14 protein-coding genes are annotated in these 15,237 nt (G+C 61.7%); 4 read left to right on the top strand and 10 right to left on the bottom strand.

Annotation, left to right across the window (positions count from 1 at the left end; translation table 11 throughout):
- Positions 1-68: 68 nt before the first annotated feature.
- From PS14A_RS11860 to PS14A_RS11815, 10 genes are all read right to left on the bottom strand, one after another.
- Positions 69-1,049, bottom strand: coding sequence for a substrate-binding domain-containing protein (locus PS14A_RS11860; protein ID WP_212616248.1), 981 nt, complete (start codon positions 1,047-1,049; stop codon positions 69-71).
- A 635-nt stretch (positions 1,050-1,684) separates the two neighbouring features.
- The gene (locus PS14A_RS11855; RefSeq protein ID WP_212616247.1) at positions 1,685-2,626 is read right to left on the bottom strand and encodes a peptidylprolyl isomerase; all 942 of its coding nucleotides are present in this window, start codon (positions 2,624-2,626) and stop codon (positions 1,685-1,687) included.
- Positions 2,623-3,093, bottom strand: a complete 471-nt coding sequence (locus tag PS14A_RS11850) for a YbjN domain-containing protein (protein ID WP_212616246.1) — start codon at positions 3,091-3,093, stop codon at positions 2,623-2,625. Before PS14A_RS11850 ends, PS14A_RS11855 begins: the two co-directional genes overlap by 4 nt.
- Positions 3,094-3,110: 17 nt before the next feature.
- Positions 3,111-3,740 carry a DNA repair protein gene (locus tag PS14A_RS11845; RefSeq protein WP_212616245.1) on the bottom strand — a complete coding sequence of 210 codons (630 nt, stop codon included), beginning with the start codon at positions 3,738-3,740 and terminating at the stop codon, positions 3,111-3,113.
- Positions 3,741-3,757: 17 nt separating this feature from the next.
- A complete protein-coding gene (locus PS14A_RS11840) occupies positions 3,758-5,455 on the bottom strand; it encodes a putative porin (RefSeq protein ID WP_024012852.1) in 1,698 nt (565 codons plus the stop codon).
- Positions 5,456-5,494: 39 nt separating this feature from the next.
- Positions 5,495-6,196: an energy transducer TonB gene (locus PS14A_RS11835; protein WP_137213497.1), complete on the bottom strand. Its 702-nt coding sequence runs from the start codon at positions 6,194-6,196 to the stop codon at positions 5,495-5,497.
- A gap of 3 nt (positions 6,197-6,199) precedes the next feature.
- Positions 6,200-6,625: a biopolymer transporter ExbD gene (locus PS14A_RS11830; protein ID WP_003201710.1), complete on the bottom strand. Its 426-nt coding sequence runs from the start codon at positions 6,623-6,625 to the stop codon at positions 6,200-6,202.
- A gap of 11 nt (positions 6,626-6,636) precedes the next feature.
- Entirely contained in the window at positions 6,637-8,436 is a 1,800-nt protein-coding gene (locus PS14A_RS11825) for a MotA/TolQ/ExbB proton channel family protein (protein WP_212616244.1), read from the bottom strand.
- Positions 8,437-8,448: 12 nt separating this feature from the next.
- Positions 8,449-10,047 carry a ShlB/FhaC/HecB family hemolysin secretion/activation protein gene (locus PS14A_RS11820; protein WP_212616243.1) on the bottom strand — a complete coding sequence of 533 codons (1,599 nt, stop codon included), beginning with the start codon at positions 10,045-10,047 and terminating at the stop codon, positions 8,449-8,451.
- Positions 10,048-10,101: 54 nt separating this feature from the next.
- On the bottom strand, positions 10,102-10,713 hold the full coding sequence (locus PS14A_RS11815) for a transposase (RefSeq protein WP_212616242.1): 612 nt from the start codon (positions 10,711-10,713) through the stop codon (positions 10,102-10,104).
- Between the two features lie 376 nt (positions 10,714-11,089).
- Here PS14A_RS11815 and PS14A_RS11810 point away from each other — a divergent pair, with 376 nt between their 5' ends.
- From PS14A_RS11810 to PS14A_RS11795, 4 genes are all read left to right on the top strand, one after another.
- Positions 11,090-12,715, top strand: coding sequence for an NADP-dependent glyceraldehyde-3-phosphate dehydrogenase (locus tag PS14A_RS11810; protein WP_016774600.1), 1,626 nt, complete (start codon positions 11,090-11,092; stop codon positions 12,713-12,715).
- Positions 12,716-12,817: 102 nt separating this feature from the next.
- On the top strand, positions 12,818-13,174 hold the full coding sequence (locus tag PS14A_RS11805) for a DUF3302 domain-containing protein (RefSeq protein WP_212616241.1): 357 nt from the start codon (positions 12,818-12,820) through the stop codon (positions 13,172-13,174).
- A gap of 2 nt (positions 13,175-13,176) precedes the next feature.
- A complete protein-coding gene (locus tag PS14A_RS11800) occupies positions 13,177-14,136 on the top strand; it encodes an HlyD family secretion protein (RefSeq protein WP_016774598.1) in 960 nt (319 codons plus the stop codon).
- A 57-nt stretch (positions 14,137-14,193) separates the two neighbouring features.
- Positions 14,194-15,234 (top strand): FUSC family protein, encoded by a 1,041-nt coding sequence (locus PS14A_RS11795; protein ID WP_212616304.1) that lies wholly within the window; start codon positions 14,194-14,196, stop codon positions 15,232-15,234.
- Positions 15,235-15,237: the final 3 nt, after the last annotated feature.

Genomic DNA, 15,237 nt, shown 5'->3' with positions numbered 1-15,237 from the left:
TTCAGCTACGGATGTGGTGTCTGGGCTGGCGTCATCGCGAGCAGGCTCACTCCTACAAGGGGATCGGGTTAAGGCTGGAACCATTCGTGGCGTTCGTTGAAGGTTTGCTGGATGAGGTCGGTGAGGGCCTGGATTTCGGGGGAGTTTTGCGAGTCGGTGTTGACGGCGAGCCACGCGTGTAACTGCATCGGTTCGGCGAATAATCCGGGCAATGCGATGAGGCCTCGGTCGAAGCGGCTCATGTATGTCGGCAGCAAACCGATGCATGCGCTGCAGCGGATCATCTCCAGCATGAGTTCATAAGATTGCATCTGCACTACTCCGGCCAACCGCTGCTCGACCAATTCATTCCAAGGGCGAAAGCTCTCAACCTGCCGATCATGCTGCCATTGCACCAGCATGAAATCAGCCAGATCTTCCGGCGTTTCCGGTCGCGCTGTCACCCTCGAATAGCGCTTGGCGATGTGCGGCAGATATTCAATTCGCGCGAGGTGTTGCGGTTCGCTGGTAGCGAAGGTGGGAACAAGGCTTGGAGCATCGCCAGGAGCGAGCCAGAGGACAATGTCGGCGCTGACCGCACGCAGGGCCAGTTCGCTATCCAGAGCAGTAATTTCCAGACGCAGGCTGGCATTGCGGCGCAGCAATGCGATGAGGTCGCGGCCGAGAATGTCGTGGAGGATGGATTCGGCGATGGCCAGACGAATCAGCGGTTGTTCGATGACCGGGAGTTTGCGTTGGTGGGCCAGGGTGCTGAGTCGGGCCTGCAACTGTTGGCCTTCGCGGGTGAGCGTTAGGGCGCTGCCCTGGAAGCTGAACAGGCTGTGTTGCAGTTGTTGTTCGAGTTGCGCGAGTTGTTTGCGCAGCAGCGTCGAGCGCACATTGAGGCTGCGCGCGGCTTGCATGAAGCAACCGCAGCGGGCGCTGACGAGGAAATATTGGGCGACTTCGCTCTCGATGGTCGCGGCCTGGTTGAGCCAGGGCTCGGATCTGGATTGCGGCGATTGATAATCAGCGGTGCCCGGGCATCCTGCGGGTTCGGTGAATGACATTGATGACTCCCTGTCGATCTAATGTGGTGATCGTTACGCAAATCTTGTAGGAGCTGCGGCACGCTGCGATCTTTTGATCTTTAGAAGCAAGGTCAAAAGATCGCAGCCTCGTTTCACTCGACAGCTCCTACATGGTTGATGTGTTTAGGAGCTGCGGCGCGCTGCGATCTTTTGATCGTTAGCAGCAAGATCAAAAGATCGCAGCCTCGTTTCACTCGACAGCTCCTACAGGGTCGATGTGTGTAGGAGCTGCGGCACGCTGCGATCTTTTGATCTTTAGCAGCAAGATCAAAGGATCGCAGCCTCGTTGCACTCGACAGCTCCTACAAGGTCGATGTGTGTAGGAGCTGTGGCACGCTGCGATCTTTTGATTGTTAAAAGCAAGATCAAAAGATCGCAGCCTCGTTGCACTCGACAGCTCCTACAAGGTCGATGTGTGTAGGAGCTGCGGCGCGCTGCGATCTTTTGATATTTAAAAGCAAGATCAAAAGATCGCAGCCTCGTTTCACTCGACAGCTCCTACAGGTTCGATGTGTGTAGGAGCTGCGGCACGCTGCGATCTTTTGATCTTTAGCAGCAAGATCAAAAGATCGCAGCCTCGTTGCACTCGACAGCTCCTACAGGGTCGATGTGTGTCAGTTGCCTATTATCTTGTTGAGTTCGGCGCCGTCGATGCTCAGGGTGGCGGTGTTGAGCATGCCGTCCAGATAGGCCTGGGCGATCTGTTCCTGGCGTTGCGCGCGCAGGGCCTGGGTCAGTTGGTCGCGCAGTTCCTCCAGCGTCGCGGTGCGTGGCGGTTGTTGTTCGGTGAGTTTGATCACGTGGAAACCGGCGGCGCTTTGCACAGGATCAGACACCGCGCCGACCTTGAGCCGCGCCACGGCGCTACGTACTTCCGGCACCAGTTGCTGCAACGGTTGCAGGCCGGTATCACCGCCCCGCTCCGCCGTGACGCGATTCTGTGAATATTGCGTAGCGAGCGCCGCAAAATCGGCCGGTGCTGACTGCGCCTTCTTGCTCAATTCAGCGGCTTGTTTGCGCACGGTTTCCAACGAAGCGGAATCACTGACAGTAAGGAAAATCTGACTGACCCGATACAGCGCCGGCGTCTGCCAATTGGCCTTCCCCGCGTCATACGCCTGCTGCAACTCGGCCGCGCTCGGATACTCCGCCGGCACCTGGCTCACCGAGCGCAGGTAATCACGGAAGACAATTTGCTCAGTCGCCGCGCGAGTCTGCCGGGCGACGTCCGGGCGCTGCGCCCAGCCCTGCGCATCGGCCTGCTCGAGCACCGCTTTCTCGGCCAGACGCGTACGAATCCAGCGTTCCAGCGCCTCACGGTTGCCGCGCAGCTGTTCGCGGGTTTGCGCCGGGACGGTGGCCAGCAGCGCCTGCAATTCCTCTGGCGAAACCTGCTGATTGCCCAACTGCGCGACCGCTGGCCCGGCTGCAACCGCCATCACCGGCGAGGGCTGCTGAGCGGCGACCGGATCACTGCCCGGCCGCAGCACCAGCGCCACGGCCACCACCAACAACGCCAGCGCTCCGGCGCCGATCACCATGGCAGGCTTTTTCACAGCGCGACTTCCTCTTGTTCGGCGATAGCTGATTTGGCGGTTTGCACACCAGTGGCCTGGCTGAAGTCGCGCAGGTAAACGATGAATTCCTGCAACAGGCGATCCCACAATTCCAAATTGCCGCGCAGGTGCTCGTTGCTCACGCCAGCAGCCACGACCACGTCCATCTCCATGACCAGAAACTCACCCTGCAACGACAACCGTGCAAAACGTCGAGTAGCGTTCCACTGCTCTGCGACTCCCTCAGGCAACTCACCCTGCACGCGCAGCGCACAGCTGAAGGTGAAATCGACAAAGTTGCCCTGCTCCAGCGCCGGGTTGCCGAACCGCACGGCGTAGCCGATGCCCTGACTGGCGCTGAGCAACTGGACGATGCCGTTCTGTTCACTCTGGTTGACGCGATAACCAGCGGCTTGCAGGACTTCGGTCAGTGATTGCGGGGAAACGTGGGTGATCAATTGAGTCATGGCTTTCTTCCTTGTTATCAGTGAGCGATCGCCGCTTGCGGCGCGTCGAATTGGGTCTTGTACAGCTCGTCGCCGAAGCCCTGCGCCAGTTCTTCGAACTTGACCCGGGCGCTGGCGGCGAAGGGCTGGCGGATCTTCATCACTTCGGCGACATCGATGTTTTCGTAGGCCGTGAGGATCTGTTTGGCGACGCCGTACATTTGCTGATTCTTGGCTGAACATTGCTGCACTTGTGTGTCACGTTCCGCCAGCTGCGCTTGCAGCTTCGTGCGTTCGGCTTCTTTGCCGCGAGCGAGGACCAGCAATTCGTCATAGGCTTTTTTGAACTTGCCGGTCTGCTCGGCACTGGCCGCCACTTGCGCCTGCGCCTGGCTGTGCAGGCTCTGTTGTTGCCCGGCCAGTTGCTCGGCAAGACCTTTGGCTTTGGCCAGTTCGGCAGTCAGCTGCTTGATCTGCGCTTGCGCTGCCTTGGCTTCGTTCTGCGCCGCCAGTTGCGCGGCGCTGGCCTGGGCCTGTTGGCTTTGCAGGGCCTGCAATTGCTGGGTGGTGCTGCGCAACTGGGTGCGCAAGCGCTCTTCCATGCCTTCGCCGTTCGCCCCGGTGGCAATCAACAAACCCAGCCCCAGCGCGAGAAAACGCGTGTTCATAAAGCTCTCCCGGCGCCTTAGAAGCGCGTGTTGATCTCAAGCTGCAAGACATCGATGTCGAACGGTGCGCCGTACACCGCTTCGGTGCTCATCCAGCGGCCGGTGGCAGAAACGTTCTTCGCCAGGCCGTAGTTGCCGCCCATGAAATAGCCCTTGGCGTTGGTGCCGCCGAGGTGGAACGACGAGTCGTTGAAGCCGTCGGGCAAGGCGTCAGGCTGGATGTACTTGTAGCCGGCGAACAGGTTCCAGTCGCCCTTGCGCTTGAGGTCCAGCGCGTTGCCGAGGGTGAACTGCACCATCCACGCGTTGGCGCCGCTTTCGATCTCGCCGTTGCTGTCGAGGTTGTTGACGATCTGCCCGGCGGAACGCTTGCGCATGTCTCCTTCGTCGTAGCTGAGGTTGTGGATGTAGTTGCCCTGGCTGCGCAGTTTGAAGTCCTGCGGCAGGTCGGCGTCCCACACGACGTTGAGGTCGAGCAAGTTGAACTCGGACGCAAGCCCGACGAATTGCGGCTGCGGCGTGGCGCTCGGGTTGAGCGGGTTCGGCGTGATGTCGCGCAGCAGGAACACGCTGTTGCCCTTCTGCATGAACGCCGCGCGAGTGCCGTCGCTGTCGCAGCCCGGCGCGCCGGCCCACGGTTCGCAGGGGCTGGAGCGCTGGCCCTGAATGTCGTCGAAGCGGTAATAGGCCAGCGCGCCTTTGAGGCGGTTGTTGCTGTTGATCGCCCATTTCGCGCCGAGCTGAGCGCCGTAAAGCCACTTGTTGTCGCTCTCTTCCTTGTCGAAACCGTTACTGCTGGAGGTGTCGTTGGTGTAATCCACCGGGAACGCGCCGACGGTGCCGAACACGCCCCAATCGCGGTTGAGCTTGTGATCGAAAATCGCCGCCACACCGTCGAAATTCAGGTCATTGGAATAGAGCATGTCGGTGGACATGAACGGGTTGGCGAAGCGCCCGCCGGTCAGGGTCAATTCGTCCATTGGCTTCCAGGTCAGGTAGCCCTGATCGAGCCAGATGTCCTTCTTGGCAAAGCCGCCGCCGAGGTTCTGCGTGGTCGATACCGGGTTGTTGTCCGAACCGGTGCCGATGCGAATGCCGGCGGTCCATTCCTCCGAGATCACCGCTTTCATGCCCAGCCGTGCGCGCAGGCGAAAGAGGTTTTCGCGGTCTTCGCGGGTGTTGAGCAACGGCGGCAGGCTGGTGCTGCTGTTGGGATTCACGTCGTACGGGCCATTGTTGTTGAGCTTGGCGAAGTCGACAATTTCGTTGCTGTTGTTGCCCGAGTAGTAACGCGATTCGTCACGCAGGCGAATGTCACCGTCGAAGCTGATGCGCGAGGCCCAGTCCGGGAAGGTATTCGGCGCGGCCCAGTTTTCCTGTTTGGCGGTGGCCATGACCTCGGCTTTGACCTGATCGCGGATCTGGTCGCGCACTGCTGCCGGTACGTACTGCACGCGCACATCCCCCGGCGCGGCGACCGGTCCGGCCGCGACTGCGGTGGACGCGGCAGCCTGTTTCGCCTGCGCCGCTTCGTTCTGCGCCTGGGCGATCAGCGCGTCGGCCTTGTCCTGCTTGAGAATGCCCTGCTCGACCAGCAAGCGGATCAGATTGATCGTGGCGTTCTCCGAGGGCGCGGGCGCTGCCACGGCCTGACCGACCAGGGTCGCAATGACCATGCCGACCGCCAGGGACAATCGATTCACGTTGGAAATCATCTGCACACAACTCCTTTTGCCGAAGCTTGAATAAGTGAATTAACCCGGACGCCGCCCTTGCAGGGACAGGCGCACGGGCAAAGTGATGGAGGCCGGAGGCCGTTCGCTGAGGGCTGGCGCACCGCGTAAAGCGGCCAGCACCTGGGTATCGATTTGCGGGTTGCCGCTGGACTTGATCAGCTCGACACGGGTGATCTCGCCGACGCTGCTCAGCCAGACATCGGCCTGCAGCGAGAATGCGAGGTTGCGCAGGTCGGGGTTCTCACGCAGCAAGCGCTGGAAGGTGAACGCGAGAAACTGGCTGTACGTGCCCGTGCCCAAACGCCCACCGCCGGCACCGGCCATGCCGCCGCCCTTGCCCGCGCCGATGTTGAAAGCGTCGCTGCCGGCCTGCGCGTCGCCGTCCATTTGCATCGGGTTGGCCAGATCGTCCGCCGGCGATGGCGGTGCTTCTTCAGGCTTGACCTCCTCCGGCTCCGGCGTTGGCTCGGGCTCGACGATTTTTTCTTCCACCGGCGTTTCCGGCTCTGGCGGTTTCTCCGGCGGCGGGGGTGGCGGTGGCGGCAACGGAATGATCGTCGGCACCTTCGGCGCTTCGCGGCGCACGCCGGCCATGTCGTTGGCCCACTGCCAGAGGAACCACGCGGCGAGCGCGGCGACCAGCAGTCCGGCGCCCCACTTCACATAGCGCAACGGCGACTTTTTCACGGGCGGCGGATCAATCGGGAGTTGTGCGGTCATGACTCAGCCCTGACTCGGTTTGCCGGTAACGAGACCGACCTGGGACAGTTCGAGCCGGCGCAGCAGGTCGAGCACTTCGATGACTTTCTGGTACTGCACCGTCGCATCGCCACGCACGATCACCGGGAAATCCGGGCTCTGCGCTTTCTCGATGCGCAGGCGTTCTTCCAGCTCGGCCAGCGTCACGGGATAGGCATCGAGGAACACCTGGCCGCCGTCGTTGACCGAGATCGCCTTGGTCTTGGCTTCCGACAGCGACACCGACGCGCTGGCCTTGGGCAGGTTGATCTGGATCCCGGAGACCTGCGCGGTGGCGGTGAGGATGAACATCACCAGCACCACCATCAGCACATCGACCAGCGGGGTGATGTTGATGCTGTCGACGGCGGCATCGTCATCATCGTCATGAGAGGCATTTACGGACGCCATGACAGTGCTCCTCAGGCCGGTACGGAGTGGTTGGCGTGATGGCCGCGCTGGTGCGACGCCTCACTGAACTGGCTCTCGCCATGCATCTCTGCCAGACGAGTGATGAACTCGTCGACGAACACACGCATGTCGGCGCTGACTTCCTTGTTGCGGGTGATCAGGCGGTTGTAGCCGAACAGCGCGGGGATCGCGACGAACAGGCCCATCGCCGTGGCCAACAGCGCGGCGGCCATACCGGGAGCGATGGCATTGATGTTAACGTCGCCGGCCATTGCCGTGCCGAGGAACACCACCATGATCCCCAGCACCGTGCCGAGCAGGCCGATGTACGGGCCGCCGGCGATGGCGTTGGACAGGGTCGAGAGTTTCGAACTCAGTTGCTGGTTTTCGCGAGTGCGCACGCCGTCCATCGAGCAGCGGATGGCTTCGATGGTTGCCGCTGAAACCGAGGAGGTATCGGCGCCCTGCTCGCGGCGGGTGCGAATCTCTTTGACTGCCACCAGATACAGGCGCCACAGCGACGAATGCTGCAGGCGTTGGGCGAGTTGCGCGTCGTCGGCGAACATCTCCAGACGTGTGCCGACCTTGGCGAATTGCGCGCGGAAATCTTCGTTGGCAGCGGTGACGCGGCTGAGGCTGCGGTTCTTGCGCAGCATGATGATCCACGACTGGAACATCATCAGTACCAGCACGGCGATGATCACCCAGGCGTCGATCGGCACCGCGTTGAGCAGGAAGCCGAGACTGCCGAAACCAAAGCCGGACTGTTCCTCATCGACGCCGTAAGCCACCAGTTTCGACTCGGCGCCTTGCGAGGTGGCATCGGCCAGCAACAGCGCGGCCGGACGGGCGACTTTCGACAGGCGCAGTTCGTCGATGGCACCAGCGAATGGCTGGAACGCGCCTTCCTGCAGATCGGCGCCGATGGCCATGACCGAGTTGAACGCTGGCATCGCCTGAGCCAGTGCAGCGCTCTCGCGACCGTTGATGTACAGGGTGACTTTCGAGCCTTCGGCGGTCAGCGCGAGGTGCTGCCATTGCGCCGGCGTCAGCGCTTGCGTGGCGGCGGCGCGCTGACCGTCGATCTCCACGAACGGCAGGCCTTGGCTGACGCCGATGAGCAGACTTTGCGTGCCCTCGCGACGCGCCAGGATCACTTGTTCGCCGCTGGCCTGATCCAGACGCAGCCAGGCGCTGAAAGTGAACGCGCTGCCAGCGTTGTGTTGCAGCGACGGACTGGCCGGCAGCAACAACGGCTGGCTGCTGAACTGCAAGGCGCGCCCGACGACGCCATCGATCGCTGTGCCGGTCGCGCTTTGCGCGGTGTTGCCGTACGCCGTGGTGTCTTTCGCCGGGGTGCCGGTGGCGCCGTCGAAGTGATACAGCGCGGTGTAGTTCGGATCGAAGGTGAGTTGGCCGTTGCCGGTGGCCGGGGCTTTCTGGTTGCCGTAGTACATCCAGATGTCCTGACGCTGACCGCCCTCTACATTCGGCACATCAACCCAGATCAGCGCCATGCCCATCAGCGCATCGAAACTTTCGATCTGGTGGTTGAGCACGGTTTTGTCATCGGCGGCGACAAAGCGCAGATCCGAGCCGTCCTCTTTCACACCGTCGAAGGTGAAGTTGCCGGTGTGCAGGCGCACCAGCAGCGCGGTGCGGCCGAGGGCCTGATTGATCGCCGCGCCTTGGGGCGTGGTGTCGACGGCAATCTGTTTGCGGTAATGCCAGTCGTCCTGCCACCAGGCCTGAGCCGTGGCCGGGAGCACGAAGCCCAGGCAGATCAACAACGAAAGGAAGAGGCGTTGCATGGACGTGCTCCGTTAGAAAGTGGCTTGAAGGTTGAAGTGCAGGCGCGATTCCTGCTTCGAGGTGTTCGGCCCTTCGAGTAGCGGGTAGCCCCAGTCGAGGCTGCCGGACAGCCATTTACTGAGGCTGGCGCGGGTGCCAAGGCCGACGCTGGCCAGGGCGTAACTGGCGTCCTGATCCGGCAGTTCGTCGCGCAGGTACAGTTGCGCGCCTTCGGCGAAGGCGTAGAAGCGCCAGTCCTGCATCCATGTACCGGCGAATTTCGCCAGCGACGGTGTGCGCAATTCCTGGCTGAGCAGGTAGCCGTCGTCTGCCGTGCGTTCGGCGGCGAGGTAGCCGCGCACCGAGGTGGCGCCACCGGCGGAGAATTGTTCGTTGGAAACCAGCGGCCCCGAGGCGAGTTGGAATGCGGCTTTGCTTGCGCTCTGCCAGTCGCTGTCGAAGGTCCAGGTGTAGTTGGTGTCGCCCTTGAGCACGGCGAAACTCGGTTTGGCGCGATAGCGTTTGTAGTCGAAGTCTTCGTCGTCGCTGCCGTAGCCGAACACGCTGCGCGTGGCGGCCACCAGACTCAGGCCGACGCCGAGCTGGCTCTTTTCGCTGTAGCGAAAGCCGTTGTAGGCGAAGGTGAACGGCGCGTATTTGAGCGGCACCTTGTCGCTTTCGCCGGACAGGCTCAGGCGCTCGTCGAAGTCCTTGAAGTCGATACCGGCGGACAGCGAGTTCGACCAATTGCCGCTCGAGGGCAATGCGTAAATCGCCGCGACGCCGTAGCTGTGACCCTTGCCGAGCACGTTGCTGCCGCCGATGGTGGCAACGTTGCTGTCGGACTGGTAACCGGAGAACTGCACGCTCCAGCGCTCGCTCAGCGGCGCGGTGTAGGAGCCCGACCAGACCTTGGCGTTGTCGGTTTCCTGGGGCGCGGTGAAGAACGTCAGGTTGACGCTGTGGCCGAGCTGCCAAAGGTTGTTGTAACCGAGGCTGGTGACGCTGCGCAGCTTTTCGGTGTCGGCACTGTAATCGTTATTGAGACCGACGCTGGCCGTCCACGGGTTCTGGTCTTCGACCTGCAAGTCGACATCCATGGTGCCCGGGCGTTGACCTTCGCGCACCAGCGGCATGACCTGGCGACCGGGGGTCTTGTTGAGCTGCGCGAGTTCGCCCTGGACTTTGGCAAAGTCCGGCACCTCGCCTTCTTTCAGCGCCGGTACGTTGTCGCGGATGTCCAGCGGCGAATAGTGTTTGGCGCCGACCACGCGCACCCGGCCGACTTTGGTTTCACTGACTTGCAGATAAACGATGCCATCGGCCACGGCCTGCTCGGGCAGCTCGACGAACACCGATTGATAGCCGCGTTCCTGATAGGCCTTCTGCAACGCATCGCGGGCGCCTTCGATGTCGCTCAAGGCTTTCTGCGGGCCGAGAAACGGGTACACCGCTTCTTCGATCGCCCGGGCATCGAGCACGGTATTGCCGCGCACGAAGTATTCGTTGACGTCGACCAGTCGCTGCGCGGCGGGCGCTTCTGTGCCCTCCTCGGCCAGCGCCGGCTGCGCGCCCGCCGTCACCAGCAGCCAGCCCCACAGCGCCAGCCGTGACGTGAAAATCCGTTCCACATTACCCCCTGAAATTCGCGATGACCTGTGGGCGTTAGCGCCCGGTGTGCTGCGTCAATTGCTGATCGTTGTGGCGCAGGCGTGCTTGCCCAGCCAGGTGTGCAACAGCGCAAAGTTCAGCGAGAACTCGGGCATTTGCAGCAAGGCACCGCAGAACACTTCGCCGATGATTTTCTGAATCAGCAGCACCGCACGCGGCTCGTTGAGCAGCGTGGCGATGTCGCGACTGAGGGCGGTGAAGCTCCAGACTTTCTGGTTCAGGCCGAGGCCGACGAACCAGCGGAACAGCAGGTTGTAGTTGAGCTGTTCGTAGAGTTGCTGTTCGCTGGGCACCGAATAGAGCAATTGCAGGAGCAGGATGTGCATCACCGTCTGCGCGGGAATGAGCATGCCGGGCACGGCATTGAGGTCGTGCAGCAGGTCCTGATGGGCGTCGAGCAGATCGTCGATCTGCGGGCGCAGCAACACCAGCGAATGGCCCGGCGGAATGTAGCTGGACACTTCTTTCAGAGCGCCCTGCCAGTCATCCTGCGAGACGATCCAGACCCACGGCGCGCCGTAGCGATACACCGAAACCGGCTTCTTGCGCGCGGCTTCGACGATCTTCGACAGGCGTTGATCGAGCTCCTGCATGCCTACTTTCGAATAACGTTCCATAGTCCCCATTGCCTCACTCCCGGCGTCCCGCCCCGACTCGCAAAGTGCGCCCCGAAAGGCCCCTCAAGCGCGTTACACAGGCATGACCGGACTGGCAAAGGGCTACCGAACTTTTGTCATAAAAGCTTCATTACCGAAGACAGACTGACTAATTTGCACGATCGACCGTGGGAGCGAGCCTGCTCGCGAAAGCGCTGCGTCAGGCAATGAGGATGTTGGATGTGCCGCCGCCTTCGCGAGCAGGCTCGCTCCCACAGGGTGGACTGCGGTTGCACCGCTGCGTGACATTCGCGTGACATTCACGGGGTTAAATCCCGGCCCGTTCAGGCGTATAACCTTCACAAGACTTTCAATCGGCACGCCGACTTCAACACAGGGTAGTGACATGACCACAGCAAACATCCTTGGCAACCTGTTCCCTTCGGTCAGCGACATCCCGGAAAAATATCGCCTCGACGCTCAGGTCGAGCAGCGTGAATATCTGGTCGATGGCCAGTTGCGCCGCTGGGACGGCCCGCTCGCGCAGGTGCGCAGCCCGGTTTATCTGAAAAGCGAAAACGGTGAAGAACAGGTGATCCTCGGCAGCACGCCGCTGCTGGATGCCGACACCGCGCTCACCGCCCTCGACGCTGCCGTTCGCGCTTATGACCGAGGTCAGGGCCTGTGGCCGACCATGCGCGTGGCCGAGCGCATCCAGCATGTCGAAGCATTCCTCGGCCGCATGCGCGAGCAGCGCGAGGCCGTGGTCAAGCTGCTGATGTGGGAAATCGGCAAGAACCTCAAGGACTCGGAAAAAGAGTTCGATCGCACCTGCGATTACATCGTCGACACCATCAATGCCCTGAAAGAACTCGACCGCCGTTCCAGCCGCTTTGAGCTGGAGCAGGACACCCTCGGTCAGATTCGCCGCGTGCCGCTCGGCGTCGCCTTGTGCATGGGGCCTTACAACTACCCGCTGAACGAAACCTTCACCACGCTGATTCCGGCACTGATCATGGGCAACACCGTGGTGTTCAAACCGGCCAAGCTCGGCGTGCTGCTGATTCGCCCGTTGCTCGAAGCCTTTCGCGACAGCTTCCCGAGCGGGGTGATCAACGTCATCTACGGCAGCGGCCGCGAGACCGTCAGCGCTCTGATGGCCAGCGGCAAGATCGACATCTTCGCCTTCATCGGCACCAACAAGGCTGCCAGCGACCTGAAGAAGCTGCACCCGAAACCACACCGCTTGCGCGCGGCTCTGGGTCTGGACGCCAAGAACCCGGGCATCGTTTTGCCCGAAGTCGATCTCGACAACGCCGTCAGCGAAGCGGTCACCGGCTCGCTGTCGTTCAATGGTCAGCGCTGCACCGCACTGAAAATTCTTTTTGTGCATGAAGACGTGGTCGACAGCTTCATCGAGAAATTCAATGCCAGACTGGCCACGCTGAAACCGGGCATGCCGTGGGACAGCGGCGTGGCGCTGACGCCGCTGCCGGAGTCGGGCAAGGTCGATTATCTGCACGGTCTGGTTGCTGACGCGCAAAGCAAAGGCGCACAGGTGGTCAACCCGAATGGCGGCGAATCCCATGCCTCGTTCTTCTACCCGGCAGTGCTCTATCCGGTGAACCCGCAGATGCGCGTGTATCAGGAAGAACAGTTCGGCCCGGTCGTGCCCATCGTGCCGTACCGCCACCTCGATACCGTGATCGACTACGTGCTGGAATCCGATTTCGGCCAGCAGTTGAGCATCTTCGGCACCAACCCGGTGGCGGTCGGCCGGCTGGTCGACACTTTCGCCAACCAGGTCGGGCGGATCAACCTCAACGCCCAGTGCCAGCGCGGCCCGGACACGTACCCGTTCAACGGTCGCAAGAACTCCGCCGAAGGCACGCTCTCGGTTCACGATGCCTTGCGGGTGTTTTCGATCCGTACGCTGGTGGCGACCAAGTTCCAGGAGAGCAACAAGGATCTGATCAGCGAGATCATTCGCGGGCGGGATTCGAGTTTCCTGACCACCGATTACATCTTTTGACGGGTGATCGGCAGGATTGAATGATCCTGCCGATCCGTCAGCCCCCCGGCGATTCAGTGACTACACTGAGCCCAGCATTGCTGGATGCCCGGGAGGCTGACCATGCTCGACTACTTCGCGTTGGGTTTGCTGTTTTTTGTCGGTCTCGTGCTGTTTTACGGGATCATCGTGCTGCATGACATTCCGTACGAGATCGCCGTTCACCGCAACCACCCGCACCAGGACGCGATCCATGCCACCGGCTGGGTCAGCCTGTTTACCCTGCATGCGCTCTGGCCGTTTCTGTGGATCTGGGCAATGGCCTATCGCGAGGATCGCGGTTGGGGTTTCGGCGATGGCAAACCCGTTCAGAACCATGTCATCCGGCTCGAGCAGCAGGTCATTGAGCTGCAAGCCCGGATCGAGCGACTCGAAGCGCAGTCGCCGGTTGCGCCTCACTCTGACAGCGGGGGGATCTGAGCATGGATCTGTTGCTCATCCTCACGTACGCCGCACTCTGCGTCGCCATCTTCAAGATCTTCCGCATTCCGCTGAACAAATGGACGGTGCCCACCGCTGTCCTGGGTGGCGTGCTGATCATCGGCGCGCTGATTTTCACCATGAACTACAACCATCCCTATTCCGAGGTGGCGCGCTCCTACTTTGTCTCGGTGCCGGTCATTCCGATCATCAGTGGCCAGGTGATCGACGTGCCGGTAAAGGGCAACGAACCCCTGGAAAAAGGCGACGTGCTGTTCCGCATCGATCCCACGCCTTTCCAGAACCGCCTGAAATCGCTCAAGGCGCAACTGGTCGCAGCCAAAGGCGACCGCTACCGCATCACCGAGCTGATTCGCCGCAACTTCGGCACCCAGCGCGAACTGGACGCGGCCATTGCCCGCACCGACGATCTGCAGGCGCAACTCGACAATGCTCAGTTCGAGCTGGACAACACCGTGGTGCGAGCACCGAGCAAAGGCTTCGTCACCCACGTTTCGCTGCGCCCGGGAATGATGGCGAGCAAGCTGCCGCTGCGCCCGTCGATGGTGTTTATTCCGCAGGAAGGTCAGTACTTCGCCGCTTGGATGCGTCAGAACAGCCTGCTGCGTCTGACCGTGGGCGACGAGGCCGAAGTCGCCTTCGATGGCATTCCCGGCAAAGTCTTCGCGGGGCGAGTGAAAAGCGTTATCGGGGTGATCGCCGAGGGCCAGGTGCAACCTTCCGGCACCCTGATCAGCTACACCGGCTCGCCACCGGCCGGACGGGTGCCGGTGATCATTGAAATCACTGACCCGGCGTTCGCCGAATACAGCGCGCTCATGCCGGGCGGCGCCTACGGGCAAGCGGCGCTGTACAGTCAGCACTTTCATCACATCGGCGCGATGCGCAAAATCCTGCTGCGCATGTCCGCCTGGATGAATTACATTTTCCCCTTCCATTGATTTGACTGACTCACGAGGTTCGCACTGACTACTTACAGCACCCACCGCCTGCCACCGCTGTTGCGCCGTATCCTGCGTCCGCTGCTGGACCCGTATCGGCGCTACCGTCACGCCCGCCTGATCCATTCCGTGCGGGTCGCGTTGGGGTTGCTGGCGACGATTCTGCTGACTACCGGCATCAATCTGCCCCACGGCGAATGGGCATCGGTGACCATGCTGGTGGTGATCGGCGGTTTGCAGCACCACGGCAACATCGGCAAAAAAGCCGCCGAGCGCGCCATTGGCACCTTGATCGGCGCGGGGGTCGGATTGGCCCTAGTGGCGCAGCACGCCTGGCTGGGCATGCCGTGGCTGACCTACTTTTCCATGGCTGTGGTGTGCGGTTTTTTCTCGTATCACGCGATTGGCAAGGGCGGCTACACCGCCCTGCTCTCGGCGATCACCGTGTTCATCGTTGCCGGGCATGGCGACAACCCGATCACCGATGGTCTTTGGCGCGGCGTCGACATCCTGATCGGCATCGCCCTCGCCCTGGCGTTTTCCTTCGCCCTGCCGCTGTACGCGGTCTACTCGTGGCGTTACAACCTCGCCGATGCCTTGCGCGATTGCGCCACAGTGTACGGGCGCATCATCAACGGTGAAGCGGTCAGCGCCGATGAGCATGTGCGGCTGATGAGCAAGGTCGGTGCGGTGATGGTGCAGTTGCGCTCGTTGATGCCGTCGGTGTCCAAGGAAGTGAAAATTTCCATGACCGAGCTCGACGCGATTCAGCGCAACCTGCGCATGTGCATCAGCACCCTGGAGATCCTCGGCAATATCCGCCCCAACGCAAGCGACCCGCAGGCCACGGCACATCTGCAAACGGCACTGAAGGCTGAGCACCGGCAAATTCGTGTGCAGCTGATCGGCATGGCTCGCGCGTTGAAAACCGGAGCCTCGCAACGGCTGGAGCGACCGATGGAGCTGCCAGCAGTGGACCTTGATGCGCCGGTTGCCAATACGCTCGACGGCTACCGGATGTTGACCCGACAACTGGTGGCCAATATCAGCGAGATGCGCCAGCGCCTGGCAGCGACCGCACCGCGCTGGAACATCTGATCC

The sequence above is a fragment of the Pseudomonas sp. 14A genome (genome assembly GCF_018132745.1).
Taxonomy (GTDB): domain Bacteria; phylum Pseudomonadota; class Gammaproteobacteria; order Pseudomonadales; family Pseudomonadaceae; genus Aquipseudomonas; species Aquipseudomonas mercuritolerans.
Note: the sequence above shows the minus strand (reverse complement) of the source record. Positions and strands in the feature narration are given on the sequence as shown.